This window comes from Roseivivax sp. CAU 1761, from assembly GCF_054482755.1.
Genome location: NZ_JBTLRM010000017.1, coordinates 47674 through 70940 on the forward strand (window position 1 = coordinate 47674; position 23267 = coordinate 70940).

At 70.2% G+C, this 23267-nt stretch carries 18 protein-coding genes; 9 read left to right on the plus strand and 9 right to left on the minus strand.

Annotated features, from left to right (window positions below; genetic code table 11):
• The first annotated feature begins 161 nt into the window (after positions 1-161).
• Both ACXYMW_RS11890 and ACXYMW_RS11895 read left to right on the plus strand, forming a co-directional pair.
• Positions 162-1973 (plus strand): autotransporter assembly complex protein TamA, encoded by a 1812-nt coding sequence (locus ACXYMW_RS11890; protein ID WP_459035541.1) that lies wholly within the window; start codon positions 162-164, stop codon positions 1971-1973.
• Positions 1970-7804 carry a translocation/assembly module TamB domain-containing protein gene (locus ACXYMW_RS11895; protein WP_459035542.1) on the plus strand — a complete coding sequence of 1945 codons (5835 nt, stop codon included), beginning with the start codon at positions 1970-1972 and terminating at the stop codon, positions 7802-7804. Before ACXYMW_RS11890 ends, ACXYMW_RS11895 begins: the two co-directional genes overlap by 4 nt.
• An 88-nt stretch (positions 7805-7892) precedes the next feature.
• On the opposite strand, the gene ACXYMW_RS11900 is transcribed toward ACXYMW_RS11895, so the two are convergent.
• Positions 7893-8396 (minus strand): MarR family winged helix-turn-helix transcriptional regulator, encoded by a 504-nt coding sequence (locus ACXYMW_RS11900; protein ID WP_459035543.1) that lies wholly within the window; start codon positions 8394-8396, stop codon positions 7893-7895.
• Between the two features lie 351 nt (positions 8397-8747).
• Here ACXYMW_RS11900 and ectA point away from each other — a divergent pair, with 351 nt between their 5' ends.
• From ectA to ACXYMW_RS11925, 5 genes are all read left to right on the plus strand, one after another.
• Entirely contained in the window at positions 8748-9278 is a 531-nt protein-coding gene (gene ectA / locus ACXYMW_RS11905; protein WP_459035544.1) for a diaminobutyrate acetyltransferase, read from the plus strand.
• Between the two features lie 53 nt (positions 9279-9331).
• Positions 9332-10615 carry a diaminobutyrate--2-oxoglutarate transaminase gene (gene ectB, locus ACXYMW_RS11910; RefSeq protein WP_459035545.1) on the plus strand — a complete coding sequence of 428 codons (1284 nt, stop codon included), beginning with the start codon at positions 9332-9334 and terminating at the stop codon, positions 10613-10615.
• 6 nt (positions 10616-10621) lie between these two features.
• Complete coding sequence (locus ACXYMW_RS11915; protein ID WP_459035546.1) at positions 10622-11014, plus strand: ectoine synthase; 393 nt, start codon at positions 10622-10624, stop codon at positions 11012-11014.
• A 22-nt stretch (positions 11015-11036) separates the two neighbouring features.
• A complete protein-coding gene (locus tag ACXYMW_RS11920) occupies positions 11037-12467 on the plus strand; it encodes an aspartate kinase (RefSeq protein ID WP_459035547.1) in 1431 nt (476 codons plus the stop codon).
• A 128-nt stretch (positions 12468-12595) separates the two neighbouring features.
• Positions 12596-14578, plus strand: coding sequence for a copper amine oxidase (locus ACXYMW_RS11925; RefSeq protein WP_459035548.1), 1983 nt, complete (start codon positions 12596-12598; stop codon positions 14576-14578).
• 21 nt (positions 14579-14599) lie between these two features.
• On the opposite strand, the gene ACXYMW_RS11930 is transcribed toward ACXYMW_RS11925, so the two are convergent.
• From ACXYMW_RS11930 to ACXYMW_RS11945, 4 genes are all read right to left on the minus strand, one after another.
• Entirely contained in the window at positions 14600-15490 is an 891-nt protein-coding gene (locus ACXYMW_RS11930) for a DMT family transporter (RefSeq protein WP_459035549.1), read from the minus strand.
• 220 nt (positions 15491-15710) lie between these two features.
• Positions 15711-16823, minus strand: a complete 1113-nt coding sequence (locus ACXYMW_RS11935) for a DNA methyltransferase (protein WP_459035550.1) — start codon at positions 16821-16823, stop codon at positions 15711-15713.
• Positions 16824-16916: 93 nt separating this feature from the next.
• On the minus strand, positions 16917-17582 hold the full coding sequence (locus tag ACXYMW_RS11940) for a ribonuclease HII (RefSeq protein ID WP_459035551.1): 666 nt from the start codon (positions 17580-17582) through the stop codon (positions 16917-16919).
• Positions 17583-17637: 55 nt separating this feature from the next.
• Positions 17638-18207: a hypothetical protein gene (locus ACXYMW_RS11945; RefSeq protein ID WP_459035552.1), complete on the minus strand. Its 570-nt coding sequence runs from the start codon at positions 18205-18207 to the stop codon at positions 17638-17640.
• A 162-nt stretch (positions 18208-18369) separates the two neighbouring features.
• Here ACXYMW_RS11945 and ACXYMW_RS11950 point away from each other — a divergent pair, with 162 nt between their 5' ends.
• Positions 18370-18648: a hypothetical protein gene (locus ACXYMW_RS11950; RefSeq protein WP_459035553.1), complete on the plus strand. Its 279-nt coding sequence runs from the start codon at positions 18370-18372 to the stop codon at positions 18646-18648.
• On the plus strand, positions 18620-19324 hold the full coding sequence (locus ACXYMW_RS11955) for a winged helix-turn-helix domain-containing protein (protein WP_459035554.1): 705 nt from the start codon (positions 18620-18622) through the stop codon (positions 19322-19324). Before ACXYMW_RS11950 ends, ACXYMW_RS11955 begins: the two co-directional genes overlap by 29 nt.
• A 16-nt stretch (positions 19325-19340) precedes the next feature.
• Here ACXYMW_RS11955 and ACXYMW_RS11960 read toward each other — a convergent pair whose 3' ends face one another.
• From ACXYMW_RS11960 to folK, 4 genes are all read right to left on the minus strand, one after another.
• Positions 19341-19985: a DUF2062 domain-containing protein gene (locus ACXYMW_RS11960; RefSeq protein WP_459035555.1), complete on the minus strand. Its 645-nt coding sequence runs from the start codon at positions 19983-19985 to the stop codon at positions 19341-19343.
• 16 nt (positions 19986-20001) lie between these two features.
• Positions 20002-22140, minus strand: coding sequence for a RelA/SpoT family protein (locus ACXYMW_RS11965; RefSeq protein ID WP_459035556.1), 2139 nt, complete (start codon positions 22138-22140; stop codon positions 20002-20004).
• Between the two features lie 37 nt (positions 22141-22177).
• Positions 22178-22531 carry a DNA-directed RNA polymerase subunit omega gene (gene rpoZ / locus ACXYMW_RS11970; protein WP_459035557.1) on the minus strand — a complete coding sequence of 118 codons (354 nt, stop codon included), beginning with the start codon at positions 22529-22531 and terminating at the stop codon, positions 22178-22180.
• Positions 22532-22610: 79 nt separating this feature from the next.
• Positions 22611-23180: a 2-amino-4-hydroxy-6-hydroxymethyldihydropteridine diphosphokinase gene (gene folK / locus ACXYMW_RS11975; RefSeq protein ID WP_459035558.1), complete on the minus strand. Its 570-nt coding sequence runs from the start codon at positions 23178-23180 to the stop codon at positions 22611-22613.
• Between the last annotated feature and the right edge of the window lie 87 nt (positions 23181-23267).

The following is a 23267-nucleotide window of genomic DNA, read 5'->3' on the forward strand; positions in this document are numbered from 1 at the left end:
CAGAACTGAGCGGCCGCCCGCCCGGCCCGCGCAGCGGCCGCGGCGCTGCTGACGGAATGTGATCGTGCAGCGGGTAGCGAGCCCCGGACTGACCGGCTAGGGTGCGCGAAAGACCGCGCCGCGACGCGCGGGGAGGGCAGTCGAGGGGGCATCGTTTCAAGGTGAACAGCAACCGTCCGGGTCTCGTGATGGCGGCGCTTGCCGCCTGGTTCGGGAGCGCCGCTCCCTCCGTGGCGCTGGAGGCGCTGACCTATTCGATCACGGCGCCCGATGCCGAACAGCGCGCCGAGATGACCGACGTCCTGCGCGAGGTGTCGCTGCTCTACGCGGCGCGCGTCGAGGGCCGGACCGAGCCCGAGGACCTGGTCGCCACGGCGCTCGCCGAATATGCCGAGATCCTCGAGATGCTCTATGCCCGCGGCTATTACGGCGGCGTCATCTCGGTGCGGATCGACGGCCGCGAGGCCTCGGAGATCGCCCTGCTCGACCTGCCCGACCGCACCGGCCGCATCCATGTCGCGGTGGAGACCGGGCCGCGCTTCCGGTTCAGCCGGGCCGAGATCGCGCCGGTGCCGCGGCGCACCGAATTGCCGGCGGGCTTCGCCCGGGGCCGGGTTGCCGAGGCGACGGCGATCCGCGGCGCCGTCGACGCCACGGTGGACGGCTGGCGCGAGCGCGGCCACGCCAAGGCCCGGGTCGCCGAGGAGAGGATCGTCGCCGAGCACCTGAGCGACACGCTGTCGGCCGAGATCGGCGTCGCCCCCGGCCCGCGGGTGCGCTTCGGCGACCTGATCCTGACCACCGACAGCGCGGTGCGCGCCAGCGCCATCCGCCGCATCGCCGGCTTCCCGTCCGGCGAACGCTTCGACCCCGAGGAGGTCGAGACGGTCCTGCAGCGGCTGCGCCGCACCCGCGCCTTCACCGCGGTCACCCTGACCGAGGCCGAGACCGTTTCCCCGGACGGCAGCATGGACATGCTGCTGGCGGTGACCGACCAGAAGCCGCGCCGGGTCGGCTTCGGGGCCGAGATCTCGACCCTCGAGGGCGCCGCGCTCTCGGCCTTCTGGCTGCACCGCAACATCTTCGGCGGCGCCGAACGGCTGCGCTTCGATTTCGAGGTCAGCAATATCGGCGCCGCGGCCTCGGGGATGGATTACCTGGCCTCCGGGCGGCTGGAGATCCCGGCGATCTACGGCGCCGATACCGACGGCTACCTGCAGGCCCGGCTGGTCCACGAGGACGAGCCGACCTACACCGACACCCGCGCCGAGATCGGCGCCGGCGCCACCCGCCGGCTGAGCGACGAGCTGACGCTCGAACAGGGCGTCGCGCTGGTCTATTCCGACACCTCGGACGCCGTCGGCAACCGGCAGTTCTTCCTGCTGACCTTCCCCGGCAAGGTCACCCTCGACCAGCGCAGCGACGAGCTGAACCCGCGCCAGGGCTATTACCTGCAGGCCGCCGCCACGCCCTATCTCGGGCTCAACGACAGCCAGTCCGGCGCGCAGCTGCGGGCCGATCTGCGCGGCTATCTGGGCTGGGGCGACGGCGATCCCAACGTGCTGGCCGGCCGGCTGCAGCTCGGCTCGGTGGTGGGCTCCGACCTGACCGAGACCGCGCCCAATTACCTGTTCTATTCCGGCGGCGGCGGCACCGTGCGCGGCCAGCCCTACCGCTCGCTCGACGTCACCCTGCCGAACGGCGACGAGGTCGGCGGCCGCAGCTTCGTCGGGATGTCGGCCGAATACCGGCGCGACGTCACCGATTCGCTGGGCGTCGTGGCCTTTGCCGATGCCGGCTATATCGGCGCCGAAAGCGTCTATGACGGCACCGGGGAGTGGCATTCCGGGGCCGGGATCGGCCTGCGCTACCAGACCGGCATCGGCCCCATCCGCTTTGACGTCGCCGGCCCCACCGGGGGCGATACCGGCGACGGCGTGCAATTCTACATCGGCATCGGACAAGCATTTTGAAACGCATCCTCCGCACCGCCACCGTCGCCGCCGCGCTGGCCGCCCCGCTGCCCCTGAACGCCCAGGACGACGACCGCGGCTATCTCGAACGGCTGATCGAGGACAATCTCAGCTCCGAGGGCGCGCAGGTCGATATTTCGGGCTTCCGCGGCGCCCTGAGCTCGGAGGCGACGCTCGAGAACCTGACCATCTCGGATGCCGACGGGGTCTGGCTCGAGGTCACCAACGCGGTGCTCGACTGGAACCGCACGGCGCTGCTGCGCGGCCGGGTCTCGGTCGACGAGCTGAGCGCCGAGAAGATCGTGCTGGCCCGCCTGCCCGGCAGCGCCGCGGAGGAGGAGGTCACGGTGCCCGAGGCGGCGGCCGAACCCTTCACCCTGCCCGAACTGCCGGTCTCGGTGCGCATCGGCCGCATCGCCGCGGAGCGCGTCGAGCTCGGCGAGACGGTGATCGGCCAGGAGGCGGTGCTGTCGCTCGAAGGCTCGGCCAGCCTCGAGGGCGGCGCCGCCGATGTCGACATCGCGGTGCGGCGGCTCGACGCCGCCGAGGGCCAGATCGACATCGAGGCGCGCTATTCCAACGAGGACCGGGTGCTGGCGCTGAACCTGCTGCTCGACGAGGCGCCGGGCGGGCTCGCCGCGGCGCTGATCGGACTGCCGGGAGATCCGTCCGTGCGGCTCGCCGTGCAGGGCGAGGGCCCGCTGGCGGATTTCACCGCCGACCTGCAGCTCGCCACCGATGGCGAGGACCGGCTGACCGGCGCGGTGCGGATCGCCGATTTCTCCGATGAAGGCGGCACCGGCACCGCCTTCGGCGCCGAGATCGAGGGCGACGTTCGGCCGCTCCTGACGCCCGAGAACCGCGAATTCTTCGGCCCCTCGCTGTCGCTCGACCTGGCGGGGCGGCGCTATGCCTCCGGCGCGCTGGAACTCGAGACGCTGGACATCCAGTCCGAGGCGATCGCGCTGACCGGCGCGCTGGAACTCGGCCCCGACCAGTGGCCGGTGCGGGTGGCGCTCGAGGGCCGCATCGCCGCCGAGGGCGGCGGCCCGGTGGCGCTGCCCCTGCCCGGCCAGCAGACCCTGCTCGACCGCGCGGTGCTCGACATCGGCTACGACGCCGAGGAGGGCGACAGCTGGCGCGCCGAGATCGCCATCGACGGCCTCGAACGCCCCGATCTCAGCGCCGACACGCTGCGGCTCGACGGATCGGGCAGCCTGACCCGCGGCGGCGGCAGCGCCGTGGGCGGCGCCACGGGCGGCGTCGAGCTGGCCGCCGAAGGGCTGGCCTTTGCCGATCCCCGCCTCGCCGATGCCGTGGGCCAGACGCTGGCCGCGGCGTTCGATTTCGGCTGGACCGAGGGCGAACCGCTGGCGATCACCGCGCTCGACCTCGACGGCGCCGGCGTCACCGCCGACGGTGCCGTCACCGTCTCGGGGATCGCCAACGACCTGAACCTGGTCATCGCCCCCGACCTCGCCGTCACCGCCGAGGACATCGCGCGCTTCTCGGCGCTGGCCGGCCGCGATCTCGCCGGGCGCATCGACATCGACCTCGACGGCAGCCTGGAGCCGCTCTCCGGCGCCTTCGACCTGCAGGTGGCGGGCAACGGCCGCGGGCTGCAGACCGGCATCGCGGAACTGGACGGCCTGCTCGCCGGCGCGGTCGATGTGGCGATCGACGCGGTGCGCAACGAGGCCGGGCTGATGCTGCGCAACCTCGACCTCTCCTCCCCCACCCTCGAGGCCCGCGCCGAGGCGCGGATCGGGCAGACCGACAGCGACGGCCGGTTCGACATCGCGCTCGAGGACATCCGCCCGGTCCTGCCGGAGCTGTCGGGCCGGGTGGCGCTGCAGGGCACCCTGACCGGGCAGCGCGGCGAGGACGGCGACGAATACACCATCGACACCACCGGCCAGGGCCCCGGCGGCGCCCGCATCGACGCCGAGATCACCGCGCGACTGGTGGAGAACGCGCTGCGCGTGCTGCGCGGCGAGGGCCGCGTCGCGGTGGACACGCTGGCGACCTATGCCCCGCTGGCCGGCCGCGACCTGGCCGGCGCGGTCGATCTGGAGGGCTCCGGCAGCTACAACTTCGAGACCGGCGACATCGTCGCCGACGTCACCGGCAGCAGCACCGACCTCGCCGTCGGGATCGACGAGGTCGACGCCCTGCTCGAGGGCCAGGCCCGGCTGCGCATCGATGGCGAGAAGCGCGAGGGCGGCGTCACCCTGCGCCAGTTCTCGCTGCAGGCGCCGCGCGCCTCGATCACCGCCGACGGCCAACTCCTCGAGGAGGGCAGCGACGCCCGCTTCGACGTGCAGCTGCGCGATCTCGCCGATGTCGTGCCCACCATGTCGGGCACCGCGGCCCTGCGCGGCAGCGCCAGCCAGGACGGCACCGACTGGCGCTTCGACGTCATCGGCGACGCGCCCGGCGGCACCGAGATCGCGCTCGAGGGCGTGGCCGAGATCGTCGACTGGGCCTTCAAGGGCGCCCAGGCCAAGGGCCGCGTCGCGGTCGAGACGCTGGAGCCCTTTGCCGGGCTCGTGGACCGCCCGCTGGCCGGCAGCCTGACGCTCGATGGCTCCGGCAGCTTCGACGCCGAGACGCTGCATTTCTCCGCCGACGTCACCGGCGAAAGCCGCGACATCGTCACCGGCATCGACGCCGCGGATGCCCTGCTCGACGGCGCGGCGAGCTACCGGCTCGACGCCCGGCGCGACGCGGAGGGCCTCGTGGTCGACGCGCTGCGCATCGACGCGCCGAAGCTTCAGGTCACCGGCGACGGCGCCTATCGGGACGAGAACGGCAGCGCCCGCTTCGATGCCACCATCACCGATCTCGAAACCATCGTGCCCACCATGTCGGGCAGCGCCAGCCTGCGCGGCCGCGCCGAGCAGGACGGCGAGACCTGGGACATCGACGTCACCGGCTCGGGCCCGGGCGGCGCCGAGATCGCCGCCGACGTCGCCGCACAGGTCGTCGATCTGGCCCCGCAATCGGTGTCGGGCACGGCCCGCCTCGCGGTGGAGAGCCTCGCGCCCTATGCCGGGCTGGCCGGCCGTCCGCTCGCCGGGTCGGTCGCGCTCGAGGCCGAGGGGCGCTACACCTTCGAGACGCAGTTCTTCGACGTTGAGCTCGACGGCACCAGCCGCGACGTCGAGACCGGCATCGACGCCGTCGACGCGCTGCTCGAAGGCGCCGCGCGCTACCGCGTCGAGGCGCTGCGCGACGCCGACGGGATCACCCTGCGCGAGCTCGACCTGGCGACGCCGCGCGCCGAGATCACCGCCGAGGGCGCGCTCCGCGACTCCGACAGCTTTGCCGAGTTCGACGCCCGGCTCACCGATCTCGAGGCGGTGGTGCCGACGATGACCGGCAGCGCCCGGCTCACCGGCACCGCGCGCCAGGACGGCGAGGACTGGGCGCTCGCCGTGACCGGCTCCGGCCCCGGCGGCGCCGAGATCGCCGCCGACGTGACCGCCCGGGTGGTGGAGTTCGCCCCCAAGGCGGTCGAGGGCACGGCGCGGGTCGCGGTGGACAGCCTCGCGCCCTATGCCGGGCTGGTGGACCGGCCGCTGGGCGGCGCGCTGGCGCTCGATGCGACCGGGCGGGTGGATCTCGAGACGCTGCATTTCTCGGTGGTGGCCGACGGGTCGAGCCAGGACCTCAGGACCGGCATCGAGGCCGCCGACGCGCTGCTCGCCGGAGCCGGCCGCTACGCCGTCGATGCCAGCCGCGACGGCGAGGGCATCGTTATCCGCACCCTCGACGTGGAAACCGCCCGCGCCTCGGTCGAGGCCGAGGGCGTGGTGCGCGAGGCCGACAGCGCCGCGCGCTTCGACATCGCGCTCTCCGATCTCGGCGCCGTGGTGCCCGGCATGTCCGGCACCGCCCGCGCCACCGGCCGGGCCGAGCAGAGCGGCGACAGCTGGGCCATCGACGTCAGCGCCTCGGGCCCCGGCTCGGCGAGCGCCGAGATCGATGCCCGGGCCGAGGTCGCCGGCACCGAATTCCGCGCCATCCGCGGCTCGGGCCAGGTCTCGGTGGGATCGCTGGCGCCCTATTCCGGGCTCGCCGGCATGCCGCTGCGCGGCGCGGTCAGCCTCGACGGCTCGGGCGCGTACGCGCTGGCTGGCAAGGCCTTCGAGGCCGACCTGCAGGGCCGCGCCACCGGGCTCGGCACCGGCATCGACGCCGTCGACCGGCTGCTGCGCGGCACCGCCACCTTCGCGGTCGATGCCGCGGGCCGCGACGGCGCCATCCGCATCGAGAGCGCGCGCCTCGATGCGCCGGAGATCTCCGGCGAGGCCTCGGGCCAGCTGAGCGGCGGGTCGGGCGAGCTGAGTTACGACCTGCGGCTCCGCGATGTCGGCCTGTTCACCCCCGACCTGAGCGGTCCGGCCAGCGCCCGCGGCACCGCCGCGCTGAGCCCCGAGCGGATCGCCGTCGACGCCGCGGTGACCGCCCCCGGCGGCGCCCGCGCCGATGTCTCCGGCAGCATCGCCCGCAGCTTCGCCACCGCCAACCTGCGCGCCGCGGGGGCCGCGCCGCTGGGCCTCGCCAACGGCTTCATCGAGCCCAACATCCTGACCGGCGAGGCGCGCTTCGACCTCGCGCTGAACGGCCCGCTGGCGCTGACCTCGCTGTCGGGCAACGTGGTGACCCGGGGCGCCGAGCTGATCGTGCCGGCGCAGGGCCTGGCGCTCGAGGACATCGCCGCCGAGATCGCCCTCGGCGGCAGCCGCGCCCAGATCGCCCTGACCGGCAATGTCGGCAGCGGCGGGCAGGTCGCGCTGCGCGGCCCGGTCGCCCTCGCCGCGCCCTTCGAGGGCGACCTGGCGATCGATCTGCGGCAGGTCATTGTCGCCAAGCCCGGGCTCTACGAGACCATCGCCAATGGCGAGCTCCGCCTGACCGGGCCGCTGGCCTCGACGGCGCTGCTGGCCGGACGCATCACCCTCGACGAGACCGAGATCCGGGTGCCGTCGGCGGGCCCGGCCAATACCCGCCTTACCTTCGACGTGACGCATGTGAACGTGCCGCCCGACGTCGCCGCGACGCGCCGCCGCGCCGGGTTCGAGAATCCCGAGCCCGGCCCCGAAGCCGCCCCCGGCGAATCCGGCGGGCTGAACTGGCGGCTCAATGTCGACATCTCGTCGCCGGCCCAGATCTTCGTGCGCGGCCGCGGGCTCGACGCCGAGCTGGGCGGCGATCTGGGGCTGCGCGGCACCCTGCAGGACGTCGTGCCGGTGGGCCGCTTCGACCTGATCCGCGGCCGGCTCGACATCCTCGGCCAGCGGCTCGAACTGAGCGAGGCCTATATCCAGCTGCAGGGCGATTTCGACCCGTTCATCCGGGTCCGCGCCGACACCCAACGCGGCGACACCACGGTCACCATCATCATCGAGGGTCCGGTCTCCGAACCCGAGGTGACCTTTGCCTCGAACCCGGCGCGCTCCGAGGAGGAGGTGCTGTCGCTGCTGCTCTTCGGCCGCGACCTGAGCGAGATCTCGGGGCTGCAGGCCCTGCGCATCGCCGCGGCGCTCAACACGCTGGCCGGGCGCGGCGGTGTCGGGGTGCTGGAACGGCTGCGGATGAGCACCGGGCTGGACGATTTCGACGTGCAGACCGCCGAGGACGGCACCACCGAGCTGCGCCTCGGCAAGTATATCAGCGAACGCGCCTATACCGACGTCACGGTGAACGGCGAGGGCGAGACCGAGATCAACCTGAACCTGACCGTCACCCCCAGCGTCACCGCGCGCGGCACGGTGGGGACCGACGGCAATACCGGCGTCGGCATCTTCTTCGAACGGGATTACTGACCCGCGCCGCCACGGCACGCGGCCGCCGGATCGCGGCGGCCGCCCGGCGGAGCCGGGCCCGAGGATGCGGGCCCGCCCGGCCTGCCGGTCAGCGTTCGGTGCCGTTGCGGTGCTGCGGGATCCGGGTGATGTCGCCCATCGCCAGAACCGGCGCGGCATCGACATCGGCGCCGCCGTCGAGCATGCCCGCCACCCGCTCCAGCACCGCCACGATCATCGACTGTTCCCAGGCCGGCAGGGTCTCGAACTGCTTCACGTAGCGCTGCTGCAGCGCGTCGGGCGCCACCTCGACCCGGCGGCGGCCCTCCTCGGTGATGGTCAGGTCGACCTGGCGGCCGTCGAGCGGCGATTGCCGCCGCTCGATCAGGCCGTAGGAGGTCAACTTCTTGATCAGGACCGAGATCGTGGCCTGGCTGACGCCCATCTGCCCGGCCACGTCGGACGGGTGGCAGCGGCCGCGCTCGGCCACGATCTGCAGCACCCGCAGCTGCACCGCGGTGAGCCCGGCATCGCGCGCCAGGTCACGCCCGTACAATTCGGTGGCGCGCAGAATGCGGCGCAGGGCGATCAGACTCTCGTCGGTGCGGTCCATCGGGTCACTCGTCTCAACATCACTGCGGGCGTCCTTTGCCGTATGCGGCGCGACAGCGCAACGCCCGGCCAGGCTTTGGGTACGATTCTGGTCCAGCATGATTGATAGTTAGTCAAACTATGTGACGGATCAATCGAATTCGCGAATCCGCTGCGGGTTCCCGCCAAACAAAAATTTTACCCGCGAAGGAGTTTCGCGCCCAGACGCCGGACGAAGCCGATGAAAACTCTGAGGTTTTCTGACAACCTTTTTCTCCGGGAGACTCCGGAACCAAAAGTCCTTCGTATGTTGAAATACCCGCCCCAGGGCCTATACTTAGCCATACGAACGAAAAAACGAAGGTTCAGACCCGTGCAGACACTGCAAAGCGTGAAATCCGATGGAGCCGTCACCTTCCGCAAACCCGTGCGGGAGGATGGCGCCGAGATCTGGGAACTCATCCGCAGCTGCAAGCCGCTGGACGAGAACTCGATGTATTGCAACCTGCTGCAGTCCGACCACTTCCGCGATACCTGCGTGGTGGCCGATATCGACGGCAAGATTATGGGATGGGTGTCCGCCTACATCACCCCCCACGATCCCGAGACGCTGTTCGTGTGGCAGGTTGCGGTGTCCTCCGATGCCCGCGGCATGGGCCTCGGCACCCGCATGCTCGCCGCCGCGATGGCGCGCGAGGAATGCGCCGAGGTCAAGCGCATGCAGACCACGATCACGCTCGACAACGATGCGTCCTGGGCGCTCTTCCGCCGCTTTGCCGAGAAGAACAACGGTGACCTGACCTCGGAGGCGCATTTCACCCGCGACACGCATTTCGCCGGTGAGCATGCGACCGAACACATGGTGACGATCACCTTCCGAGATGCGGTGATGAGCGCGGCCTGACCGGCCGCCGCTCCCGCGTCCCTCCCCCCTTCCAGTCCCGAAAGGACCTCCCGATGTCGACCGACAAACACATCTTTGCGCGCCGTGAATCCGAGGCCCGCTCCTATTGCCGCAACTTCGACACCGTCTTCGCCCGCGCGCAGGGCAGCGAGATGGTGGATGAGGCCGGCCGCACCTATATCGACTTCCTGGCCGGCTGCTCGTCGCTGAATTACGGGCACAACGACCCGGACATGAAGCAGGCGCTGATCGACCACATCGCGGCCGACGGCATCGCCCACGGCCTCGACATGTACACCAGCGAGAAGGCCAAGTGGCTGCAGGCCTACGAGGATCACATCCTCAAGCCGCGCGGCATGGACGATTACAAGATCATGATGACAGGCCCGACCGGCACCAACGCGGTCGAGGCGGCGATCAAGCTGGCCCGCAAGGTGACCGGCCGGCGCAACGTCATTGCCTTCACCAACGCCTTCCACGGCATGACCATGGGCGCGCTGGCGCTGACCGGCAATGCCGGCAAGCGCGGCGGCGCCGGCGGCGGGTCGCTGGCCGACGTCACCCACCTGCCCTATGACGGCGCCTTCGGCGACGAGATCGACACGCTCGAGCAGATCGAGATGATGCTGGAGAACTCCTCCTCGGGTCTCGACGAGCCGGCGGCCTTCATCTTCGAGCCGATCCAGGGCGAGGGCGGCCTGAACGCCGCCTCCAAGGAATGGATGCAGGGCATCGCGCGGCTGGCCGAAAAGCACGGCGCCAAGCTGATCGTCGACGACATCCAGTCCGGCTGCGGCCGCTCCGGCACCTACTTCGCCTTCGAGGAGGCCGGCCTGAAGCCCGACATGATCACCCAGGCGAAGTCGCTCTCGGGCTTCGGCCTGCCCTTCGCGGCGCTGCTGATCAAGTCCGAGCTCGACGTCTGGAAGCCGGCCGAGCACAACGGCACCTTCCGCGGCAACACCCATGCCTTCGTGACCGGCCGGGTGGCGCTCGAGAAGTTCTGGAAGGACGACAGCTTCCAGAAGGAGATCCAGGAGAAGGCCGTGCAGCTGACCGCCGGTCTGCAGGCGGTGGCCGAGGTGCTGCCCGACACCCGCCTGAAGGGCCGCGGCATGATGCAGGGCGTCGATGTCGGCAACGGCGAGCTGGCCTCCGACATCTGTGCCCGGGCCTTCGAGAAGGGCCTGATCATCGAGACCTCCGGCGCCGATGACGAGGTCGTCAAGGTGCTGGTGGCGCTCACCGTCTCCACCGACACCCTGCGCAAGGGTCTCGACATCCTGCTCGAAGCGGCTCGCGAAGCCGCCGGCGACAACAAGATTGCAGCGGAGTAACAGAATATGATCGTGCGTGACGTCAACGAATTGAAGAACACCGATCGCGCCGTCTCGGATGCGCGCTGGACCTCGGTCCGGATGCTCCTGGCCGACGACAAGATGGGGTTCTCGTTCCACATCACCTATCTCGAAGCGGGGTCGGAACACACGTTCCACTACAAGAACCACTTCGAGAGCGTCTACTGTATCAGCGGCAAGGGCTCGATCACCGATCTCGGCACCGGGGAGACCCACGAGATCAAGCCCGGCGTGATGTATGGGCTGAACCTGCATGACAAGCACACGCTCCGCGCCGAGGAAGAGCTGGTCATGGCCTGCTGCTTCAACCCGCCGGTCACCGGCAACGAAGTGCACCAGGCCGACGGCTCCTACGCGGCGCCGGACGAGGTGGCCTGAGGCCACGGAAAGGACCGAAGCCATGGCTCTCGATTTCAAGAACCACACGGTCGAGAAGATCGGCGGCACCTCGATGTCGCGCCTGAACGAACTGCTGGAGCCGCTGTTCCGGGTCGGCAAGCCCGATTACAACCGGATCTTCGTGGTCTCGGCCTTCGGCGGCATCACCGACCTGCTGCTCGAGCACAAGAAGAGCGGCGAGCCGGGGGTCTATGCCCATTTCGCCGACGAGACCGGCGAACATGAATGGATGGCCGCGCTGAGCCGCGTCGATCGCGCGATGCGCGAGGCCCACGAGGCGCTGCTCGAGCATTCGGCCGACCTGCAGGATGCGAACGACTTCGTCCGCGACCGGATCGACGGCGCGCGGAACTGCCTGATCGACCTGCACCGGCTGTGTTCCTACGGGCATTTCCGGCTGTCGCAGCACATGTCGGTGACCCGGGAACTGCTCTCCGGGCTCGGCGAGGCGCATTCCGCCTACGTCACCACGCTGCTGCTGCGCCGTCACGGCGTCGACGCGCGTTTCGTCGATCTGTCGGGCTGGCGCGACGACCGCGAGATGAGCCTCGAGGAGCGTATCGCCGACGGGCTGAGCGGGGTCGACCTCGACTCCGAGATGCCGATCGTGACCGGCTACGCGCAGTGCCGCGAGGGGCTGATGAACAAGTTCGACCGCGGCTATTCCGAGGTCACGTTCAGCCAGATCGCCGCCCAGACCAAGGCGCGCGAGGCGATCATCCACAAGGAGTTCCACCTGTCCTCGGCCGACCCGAAGCTGGTGGGCGCGGAGAACGTGCGCAAGATCGGCCACACCAACTACGACGTGGCCGACCAGCTGTCGAACATGGGCATGGAGGCGATCCACCCGACCGCCGCCAAGGCGCTGCGCCAAGCGGAGGTGCCGCTGCGCGTCACCAACGCCTTCGAGCCCGAGGATCCGGGCACCGTCATCGACGATGCCAAAGCGGACGAGAACAACGCCGAGATCGTCTGCGGCGTCGACGTCTACGCGCTGGAACTCTTCGAGCAGGACATGGTCGGGGTGAAGGGCTACGACGCCAAGACGCTGGAAGTGCTGACCAAGCACAAGCTGCGCATCGTGTCCAAGACCTCGAACGCCAACACCATCACGCATTACGTCGACGCGCCGCTCTCGGCGCTGCGGCGGGTGGAAACCGATCTCGCCGAGCATTTCCCCAATGCCGAGATCAATGTCCGCTCCTCGGCCATCGTGTCGGTGATCGGGCGCGACCTGCGCGGCCTGCACGTGCTCGAACGCGGGCTCGGTTCGCTGCGCGATGCCGGCGTCGACGTGGTCAGCGCGCACCAGACCACGCGCACCGTGGATGCTCAATTCGTGGTGCAGCGGGACGATCGGGACCGCTGCATCAAGGCTCTCCATGACACGTTCATGGGAACAGGCGGCGCGTCGCAATCCATCGCGGCGTGACGCACAAGTCTGAACCAACTGGGCCCGCCGCGCGCGGGCCCTTTTTTATGCGCGCCCCGTATTGCCGCTTGGCGCGGGCGCCCCGCTGCCGCTAGCCTTCTGGCATTGCCAACAGGGAGGCCACGCAGATGGCGCGCTTCAAGACATCACATATTTTCGGGCTGGCCGGTATTTTCTGTGCCGGGACCGCCGCCGCCCATCCGCTCGACGGGCTGAGCGCCGAGGAGATCGGCGCGGTGACGCGCATCCTAGGCGCGGCCGGCCATGTCGGGCCGGAGGCGCGCTGGCCGCTGATCGAGCTCTACGAGCCCGAGAAGTCCGAAGTCCTGGCCTGGTCGGAGGGCGACCCGGAACGCCGGCAGGCGGTGGTCAACGTCACCACCCCCGAGGGCGTGTTCCGCGGCATCGTCGACATTTCCGGCGGCACCGTGGTCGAATGGGCCGAGGCCGAGGGCGAACCGATGCTGCTGGTCGAGGAGTTCATCGGCGCCATGGAGCTGGCCCTGTCGCATCCCGATTTCGTGGCCGGGCTGGAGGCGCGCGGCGTGACGCCCGACGACGTGTTCTGCCTGCCCCTGACCGCCGGCGCCTTCGGCGATCCCGACGAGGCCGGGCGGCGCCTGATGAAGGTCCCCTGCTACCTGCTGCCCGAGGGCTCGAACTGGTACGCCAAACCGATCGAGGGCTTGTTCGCCACCGTCGACCTGAAGGGCGGCGAGGTGGTCGAGGTGACCGATACCGGCGTGGTCCCCCTGCCCGAGGACAGCTGGGGCTACACCGCCGAGGAGATCGCCGCCCGCGACGACATGGAGCTGCGCGAGGCCACGGCGCGGGCCGGCGTTGCCCAGGAGGGCGCCGGCAACGTCACGGTCGAAGGCAGCCTGGTGGAATGGGACATGTGGTCCTTCCGCTGGCGCATCGACAAGCGCCCCGGCGTGGTGCTGTCCGACATCCGCGCCGAGGGCCGCGAGGTGCTCTACCAGGCACACCTGTCGGAGGTCTTCGTGCCCTACATGGACCCCGACGAGGGCTGGTACTGGCGCACCTACATGGACAGCGGCGAATACGGCTTCGGCATCTTCCTGTCGCCGCTCCGGAAGGGCGTCGACTGTCCCGCCTACGCCACCTTCCTGCCGGCGCTGGTCCATGCCGATGACGGCACGCCGCTGGAGATCCCCGACGCGGTCTGCATCTTCGAGCGGCAGGTCGGCGACCCGGCCTGGCGGCATTTCGAGGTCTTCGCCCAGGGCCCCGACCAGTTCACCCCGACCGAGGGGCGCCCGGCGACCGAGCTGGTGGTGCGCTCGGCCTCCGAGGTCGGCAATTACGACTACCTGATCGATTACCGCTTCGACCAGTCGGGGCGCATGCAGGTCATGGTGGGCTCGACCGGGCTCGACGCCGTGAAGGGCGTGGCCGCGACCTCGATGAGCGATCCGAGCGCCGCGGCGGACACCGCCCACGGCACCCTGATCGCGCCCAACCTGGTGGCGCCGAACCACGACCACTTCTTCAACTTCCGGCTCGATTTCGACATCGACGGGCAGGCCAACAGCTTCATGCGCACCGCGCTGGTGGCCGGCGAGGCGCCCTCCGACCTGCCGCGGCGGTCGTTCTGGGTGACCGAGCAGCAGATGCCCGAAACCGAGGCCGAGGCGCGCTACAAGGTGAACCCGGACAGCCCGGCCATGTACCATGTCGGCAACATGAACGAGACCTCGAAGCTCGGCCATCACCCGGCCTACATGATCCATCCGGGCAATTCGGTGGCCTATTCGCCGCTCGACGTGGCGGGCGACCCGCCGGCGATGCGCAACCCCTATATCGAGCACACGCTCTACGTCACGCCCTATGACCGGGCGCAGCGCTATGCCGGCGGCGAATACGCCTTCCAGAGCGACGGCTCGGACAGCCTCGCGGCCTGGATGCAGGCCGACCGGCCGATCGCCGACACCGACATCGTCACCTGGTACACGATGGGCTTCCACCACGTGCCGCGGATGGAGGACTGGCCGGTGATGCCGCTGATGTGGAAGGGGATCACGCTGGCGCCGTTCAACTTCTTCGACCACAACCCGGCGATCACCATCCCGATGCCGGCCGGGGAGTGAGGCCGCGGCCGGCGGCGGGGGTCACTCCGCCGCCGGCACCCGGCGCGCCAGCCGCGCCTTCGACAGCTGCACCGCGAGGATGCCCGCTGCGGTGATCACCACGCCCAGCGCGTCGAGCGGGCGCAGCGCCTCGCCCAGCAGCGCCGCGGCGATGGCCACGCCGAAGATCGGGTTGAGGAAGTGGAAGGTCGCGGCCCGGGTGGCGCCGATCCGGTCGACCAGCAGGAACCAGACCAGGGTGGCGATCACGCCGGGGACCAGCGTGGTATAGGCAAAGGCCCAGAACAGCGTCCAGGACGGGTCGATCACCGGCGTCTCGAACGCCGCCGCCGGCAGCACCAGCGCCGCGGCGCCGACCAGCATCTGGTAGCCCACCACCATCAGCACGTTGCCGCCCGAGGAGGCATGGCGCAGCGCCAGCGTCGCCCCGGCCAGCGCCGCGGCGCCGAGGATGCAGAGCCCGACGCCCCAGAGATCGGTGCCGCCCGAGAGCCGCGTGCCCATGATCAGCACCACCCCCGCCACACCGGCGGCGAGTCCGGCAATGCCCAGCGCCGGCAGCCGCTCGCCCAGGAGCATCCACGAGGCGAAGGCCACGATCAGCGGCATGGTGGAGGCGATGATGGCGGCGAGCGAGGCCTCGACGCTCTGCATGGCGACGAAGTTCAGCCCGAGATAGAGCGCGTTCTGGCACAGCCCGAACACCACCGTGGCGCGCCATTGTGACCGCGTCAGCCCCCAGGCCTGGCCCATGGCGCGGGCGATGGCGATGGCGATCAGCCCGGAGATCAGGAAGCGCAGCGACAGCGCGGTGAGCGGCGGCGCCGCGGCGACGATGATCCGCGCCGAGGAAAACGCCGAAGACCACATGAAGGCAAAGGCCAGCCCCATTCCGATCGCGCGCAGGTCCATGCCGTCTCCCCCCGAACTTCGCGCCGCACCTGAGCGCGAAGCCGGCCCGGGTGCAACCGCCTGCGCGCCGCGGGCCCTGCAACCCCGCCATGACGCTGCCGGGACCGGCCGTCGGCCCGCGCCCAAACGAAAAGCCCCCGCCTGCGGCACAGGCGGGGTCAGTGGCGCCCGGAGGATGGATCCGGGCGCTGGCGGTAACTGGGGGGAGGTGGCGCCGGGGTCAGGCCGGGCGGTCGGCCATCTCGACGCGGATCTGCTGGCGCAGCACGTCGATCGGAACCAGCTTGCCGTCCTTCTTGAAATGCCAGTAGGTCCAGCCGTTGCAGGACGGCGCGCCCTCGAGCGCGGCGCCGACCTGGTGGATCGAGCCGCGCACGTCGAGCCCGATCAGGGTGCCGTCGGCGCGGATGCGCGCGCTCTTGCCCGAGGCCGAGACCAGCGTCTCGCCGGGGTGCAGCATGCCGCGCTCGACCAGCCAGCCGAAGGGCACGCGGGGCTCGGCGCGCTTTGGCCGCGTCACCTCGAGCGCCGCCTTGTCGAACTTCTTGACCTCGGCGATGCGCTTCTCGGCCACCTGGCGGTAGGCCGCCTCGCGCTCGATGCCGATCCAGTCGCGGCCCAGCGCCTTGGCCACCGCGCCGGTCGTGCCGGTGCCGAAGAACGGGTCGAGCACCACCGCGCCCGGCTTGGTGCAGCCCACCAGCACGCGGTGCAACAGGCTCGCCGGCTTCTGCGTCGGATGCGCCTTGGCGCCGCTCTCGTCCTTCAGCCGCTCGGCGCCGGTGCAGATCGGCAGCACCCAGTCCGAGCGCATCTGGATGCCCTCGTTCAGCGCCTTCAGCGCCTCGTAGTTGAAGGTGTACTTGGCGCCTTCCGTCTTCGACGCCCAGATCATCGTCTCATGGGCATTGGTGAACCGCTTGCCGCGGAAGTTCGGCATCGGGTTGGCCTTGCGCCAGACCACGTCGTTGAGGATCCAGTAGCCCTGATCCTGCAGCGCCGCGCCAACGCGGAAGATGTTGTGGTAGGAGCCGATCACCCAGATCGCGCCGTCGGGCTTCAGCACCCGGCGCGCCGCGGCCAGCCAGTCGCGGGTGAAGGCGTCGTAGGCGGCGAAGCTCTGGAAGCGGTCCCACTCGTCGTCGACGGCATCGACCTTGGAATTGTCGGGACGGTGCAGCGCGCCCTTGAGCTGCAGGTTGTAGGGCGGATCGGCAAAGATCAGGTCGACCGATGCGTCCGGCAAGGACTGCATGACGTCGATGCAGTCGCCCTCCAGAATCGTGTTGAGAGGGAGCGCCTGCGCGCTCTTGAACTGGGTCATCTTGGTCATGTCTTTGCCTCAATGCGGGCGCGTCTTTGGTGCACGCTCCGGTTGGGCCAAAGAATGAGTCAAAGCCGATTCGCGGTCAATTCCATTTTTGAATCAAGCACTTGCCGTTTCGTCTTGATACAAGATATTGTGCACGGGGCGGAAACTGCGCCTATGGTGTGGGGTCACGCCGAGATTTCGCAGCGCCTCCCTGTGGCTTGGGGACCCGTATCCCTGATTGGTTTCCCAGCCGTAGCCCGGATAGTGTTGCGCCAAATCCCGCATGATGGCGTCGCGGGTCACCTTGGCGATCACCGAGGCCGCCGCCACCGTCACCGAGAGCGCGTCGCCCTTGATCAGCGCGGTGCAGGGCCAGGCGGCCTCGCGCGGGATCATGTTGCCGTCGATCAGCACATGCGCCGGCACCACCGGCAGCGCCCGGACGGCGCGGCACATGGCGACGTGGCTGGCGCGCAGGATGTTCAGGCTGTCGATCTCCGCGACCGAGGCGATGCCGATGCCGACCTGCGCGGTGGCGATCAGGCAGGCATGGAGCTCGGCCCGGCGCGCCGCGGACAAGACCTTGGAATCGTTCAGGCCTTCGGGCAGGCAGGCGGCGTCGAACACGACCGCCGCGGCCACCACCGGGCCGGCCAGCGGGCCGCGCCCGGCCTCGTCGACGCCGGCCACCGGGCCGCCGCAGGCGGCCTCCAGCGCGCGTTCGCGGCTGGCATCGGGACCGGGACGGGCGGCGGGCGGGTCGGCATCGGGGCGGCTCATGGCCCCCTGGATAGCCCGGCCGCGGGCCGCCCGCCAGCCCGCGCGGCACCCGGCCTCAATCGCCCAGGCGATAGCCCGCCTGACGCAGGCAGGCGGCGTGGTAGCCGGCCCGGCGCGGCCCGTTCGCGGCATACATGACGAGGCAGTGCCGCGGCAGCGCCGCCGCGCGCCGGTACCGCGTCTCGAGGCAGCGCGCGCCGAAGACCGGCGCCACGCCCTCGCCGCGGATCCGGCCATGGGTCAGGCAGGCCACCGGCAGCAAGCGGCGGTCGTCCCGGTAGTCGCGGTGCTTGCGCTGCGACCAGCGCGGGCGGTCGTCGTCGCGCCACGGCCGGTGGCCCCAGGCACGGCGGTCGCGGTCGCGGGCATGGGCCTCGCGGCGGGCGCGTTCGGCCTCGGCCTCGGCCGCGGCGCGGGCCTCGGCGGCGCGGCGCGCCTTCTTCTCCTTCTTTTCCTTCTCCTCGCGGTCGCGGGCATTCTCGATGGCACGCCCCACCGCGTAGAGCGCGGCGATGCCGCCCAGGGCCTGCAGGATCTCGCGGCCCTGATCGGCGGCGGCGGGGGTGGCGGGGGCGGTCAGGGCGGTGGCGAGGGCCAGGGTGATTGCGGTCAATCTGCGGGGCATGGCGGGTCTCCTCCTGAACGTGTCGCAAGCGCCGCGACGGGATGGTCCAAGCCTCCGCCCGACCCCGCCGGACAGGCAATGCCGGGCCGGTGTTATGCGATGACAGCGCCCCGCGGGCCCGTCGTCATTGCGTTTCGCCCCGTCCGACCGCATCTTCGCGGCATGACACGCATCGCCCTCGCCCTCCCCGTCCTGCTGCTCGCCGCGGCGCCGGTGCAGGCCGCCTGCTACGCCGATTACAAGGCCAAGCAGGAGGACCCGCTGCGCCTGCATTACGGCGTCGCCCAGGTGTCCGCCTGCGACCGCAAGGCCGCGCGCGACGAACTCGCCCCGCGCCTCTCGGCGCAGGGCTGGACCCTGCTCAACGTGGTATCGGTCTTCGACGAAACCGGATTGGAGGCGCGGCGGGACAGTGCCGGACCGAACTATCTCCGCTACTGAAGCGCGCCGCACCGGCACCCGGATCGTCGCCGGGGGCATCGCCGCCATCGTGGGATTGCTGCTGGCCGCCGGGATCTGGCTGCTGCTGGCCCTGCCCGATGCCGATGCCTTCAACGACCGGGTGGAACGCATCTTCGTCGAGAACGACGACCTGACGGCCCAGGCCGAGGTCAAGCTGCTGGAGATCCTCGCCCAGTCCGGCACCGCCTTCGCCGAGACCCTGGCCGGCTACCGGATGGCGATCTTCGTGCTGCTGATTTTCGCCACCGCGCTGATGATCGCGGCGCTGGTCTTTTTGGTCATGCTGCTGACGCTGAACCGCCGCATGGCCGAGATCGAGCGTTCCGGCATCGAGGTCAATTCGCTGGTGGTCAGCCGGGCCGACAACACCGTCTATCTCAACACCATGGGCTTCAAGCTCACCGAGGCGATGATCGAGACGCTGGCGGTGCTGGCCGAGGCGCGGATGGACGACGAGATCCTGTCCGGCGCCGAGATCGAGGCGATGATCTCCGGGCGCCGGGCCGAGGATTGTGACGAGGCCTCGGGCGCCACCCGGGTCAAGCGGCTGCGCGACGGGCTGGGCAACCAGATCGTCTCGGAGCTGCTGGTCAAGACGGTGGCCCGGCGCGGCTACATGCTGAGCATCGACAAGCGCGTCATCGCGGTGACCTGAACCTGGCCCGGCGGGCTCAGCCGGTCTCCTCGTTCTCGCCCTTGCGCTTCTTCAGGGTGGCCAGCCGGCGCGTGATCGAACCGCGCCGGCGGCTCTGATAGGCGCGGATCAGCGGCACCGAGAGGTAATAGCTGATCAGCGCCGCCACGATCCCCGGCACGATGCCGCCGACGAGGTAGGGATAGAAGACGTCGTGGTAGAACAGCGACAGCCCGTCCCAGCGCGCCTCGGCCGGGGTGAAGATGGCCAGGAAATTGTCCCACAGATCGTCGCCGGCGCGCATGAACTTGGCCGCCAGCGTCACGTGATGCGCCGGGTCGCGGTCGATGCCGAGCATCCAGTGCCCCGTGGTCATCGCGATCACCCCGATCGGCACGTAGGTCAGCGGGTTGCCGAAGAAGGTCCCGAGCAGCGCCGCCACGACATTGCCGCGCAGCATCAGGGCCAGCAGCGCCGCGACGAAGAAGTGCAGCCCGTAGAACGGCGTGAAGGTGGTGAAGACCCCGGCAAAGATGCCGCGGGCGATGCGTTCCGGCGGGTCGGGCAGCCGGTTCAGCCGGTGGGAGACGTAGCGCGCCGCGCGCCCCCAGCCGCCCCGGGGCCAGAGCGCATGGGCGGCGACCTTCCAGACGGGTCGGCGCTCGCGGCGCTTGAAGACCAAGCCGTGCTCCTCTCCTTCAGGCCGCCGGCTGCGGCCGGCGCACCAGTTCGGGATCGCGACGCCGGTCCAGCGTGGCCACATCGCTCTCGGCCTCGAGCGCCGAGATCACCGAATGCAAGTGCTCGGCGTCGCGCAGTTCCATGTCAATCCAGATCCGGAAGAAGTCGGGCTTCCGGTCCTTGAAGTGCATGTCGGAGATATTGGCGCCGCGCTCTCCGATCAATGTGCAGATCCGCCCGAGCACCCCGGCATCGTTGCCGATCGTCAGGTCGAGCGTCACCGTGTAGACCGGCGGATGGGTGCCCGAGGCCCAGTGCAGGTCGAGCCAGCGGCCCGGCTGCTCCTCGTATTCGGCCAGCGATTCGCAGTCGATGGCGTGCACGGTGACGCCGCGGCCGCGGCTCGAGATGCCGACGATGCGCTCGCCGGGCAGCGGCTGGCAGCACGGCGCCCGGGTGAAGCCCTGGCCGTGGGCGAGGCCGATCACCGCGCGCTTGGCCTCGACCTCGGGGGCGGGCTCCTGCTTGAGGTCGGGATAGACCACGCCGACCACCTCACGGGCCGAGAGCTCGGCCGAGCCGAGCCGCGCCAGGAGCGTCGCCCGGTCGCGCAGGCGCAGCGTCTGCACCGCCTTGTCGAGCGCCTTGTCCGAGGCCTTCTTGCCGACATTCTCGAAGGCCGAGCGCGCCAGTTCGCGGCCCAGCCGGATATAGCGCTCTCGGTTGGCCTCGCGCAGGGCGCGGCGGATCGCGGTCTTGGCCTTGCCGGTGATCGCGATGTCGAGCCAGGTCGCCTGCGGCGTCTGCCCGGCGGCGGTGATGATCTCCACCGACTGGCCGTTCTTCAGCCGCGTCCAGAGCGGCACCCGGATGCCGTCGACCTTGGCGCCGACGCAGGCGGCGCCGATCCGGGTGTGGATGGCATAGCCGAAATCCAGCGGCGTGGCGCCCTTGGGCAGCTTCACCACCTCGCCCTTGGGGGTGAAGCAGAAGACCTGGTCGGAATACATCTCGAGCTTCACCGCCTCGAGGAACTCGTCGTGGTCGTCCTCGGCGTTGAACTGCTCGGAGAGCTGCGCGATCCATTTCGCCGGATCGACGGCGAAGGGGTTCTGCGCCCGCACGCCGTCGCGGTAGGACCAGTGCGCGGCGACCCCGGTCTCGGCCACCTCGTGCATCTGCCGGGTGCGGATCTGCACCTCCACCCGCTTGCCGTCGCGGCCCGACACGGTGGTGTGGATGCTGCGGTAGCCATTCGACTTGGGCTGGCTGATATAGTCCTTGAAGCGCCCCGGCACCGCGCGCCAGCGCTGATGGATGGCGCCCAGCGCGCCGTAGCAATCGGCCTCCGAACGGGTGATGACGCGGAAGCCGTAGATGTCGGAGAGCCGCGAGAAGCCGAGCTCCTTCTCCTGCATCTTGCGCCAGATCGAATAGGGCTTCTTGGCGCGGCCGAAGACCTCGGCGTCGATCCCCACCTTGTCGAGCTCGTGCCGCATGTCCGAGGTGATGCGGTGGATGACGTCGCCGGTCTCCTTCTGGAGATTGATGAAACGGCGGATGATCGAGGCGCGGGCCTCGGGGTTGAGCACCCGGAAGGCCAGGTCCTCGAGCTCGTCGCGCATCCACTGCATGCCCATCCGGCCGGCCAGCGGCGCGTAGATGTCCATCGTCTCGCGCGCCTTCTGCACCTGCTTCTCGGGCTTCATGGCGCGGATCGTGCGCATGTTGTGCAGACGGTCCGCGAGCTTCACCAGGATCACCCGCAGGTCCCGCGACATCGCCATGAACAGCTTGCGGAAGTTCTCCGCCTGCTTGGTCTCGGACGAGCTGAGCTGCAGGTTGGTGAGCTTGGTGACGCCGTCGACCAGCGACGCCACTTCCGGGCCGAAGCGGGCGGCGATCTCGGAATAGGTGGACTTGGTGTCCTCGATCGTGTCGTGCAGCAGCGCGGTGACGATGGTGGCATCGTCGAGCTGCTGCTCGGTTAGGATCGCCGCCACCGCGACCGGGTGGGTGAAATAGGGCTCGCCGGAGCGGCGCACCTGCCCCTCGTGCATCCGGGAGCCGTAATCGTAGGCGTCCCGGATCAGCCGCTCGTTGGTGCGCGGATTGTAATTGTGGACGAGGGCGATCAGGTCTTCTGCGGCGATCATGCCCGGCCCACCTCCTTCCGCGGAATGCGGCGCCGCGTCACCCCTGACGCTGCGCCTCCATCAGCGCCCGCAGCAGCTTCTCTTCGGACATGTCGTCCTCTTGCGGCTTGTCGGGCTCGGCCCCCATCAGCAGGGCCATGGCGTCGTCCTCGGGCTCGTCGACCTCGATCTGGTGCTGATTCGATTCGATCAGCCGCTCGCGCAGCGAATCGGCCGATTGCGTCTCCTCGGCGATCTCGCGCAGCGCCACCACCGGGTTCTTGTCGTTGTCGCGGTCCACCGTGAGCGGTGATCCGGCGGAGATTTCGCGCGCCCGGTGGGCGGCGAGCATCACCAGTTCGAACCGGTTGGGGACCTTGTCGACGCAATCTTCTACCGTCACGCGGGCCATGGGAGCCTCCAGCAATCTCGGGGTCGTGGGAACGTGTCTCTCTAACGCAAGCCATTTCCCTTGACAAGGCGGGCGGGGATCACAGGGCGACGATCTCCGCCAGGGCCGCCGGGGCGAGCGCGGCGCGCATCTCGGCGACGCTGCGCCCGGTCACCGGGTGGCGCCAGGCGCCTGCCACCTCGGCCATCGGCACCAGCACGAAGCCGCGCTCGGCGAGGCGCGGATGCGGCAGGACCAGCCGGTCCGGCGCCTCGCGGCGCTGGCGGTCGGGGTCGAGGCCGCGCCAATGCGCCTCGGTCTCGGCATCGGGCGCCACCCGGTCGCCGTGGACCAGCAGGTCGAGGTCGAGGGTGCGGCCGGCCCAGCGCGCGGTCCGGCGCCGCGCGAACTCGGCCTCGACCGCGTGCAGGATCGCGAGGAGGGCCTCCGACGAACGCCCCTCGAGGTCGCGAAACAAAGCCGCCGCGTTGACGTAATCGGGTCCCGCCCCGGCGGGAAAGCAGGGCGTCGCGAAGAACCGGCTGGCGGCGCGCAGGCGCAGCCCCGGCTCCCGCCCGAGACGCGCGAAGGCGGCGGTCAGCGTGGCCGCGGGCGGGCCCGCGGGACTGTCCAGATTGGCGCCGAACGCCACCACGAATTCTTGCTTCATCAGGGGGATCTGCGTATCCTTGCCGATTACGGTCAGTGGGTTGAACCTGCCGTTGATATGTCTAATTTCTTAAAGTGGCGGCGTCAC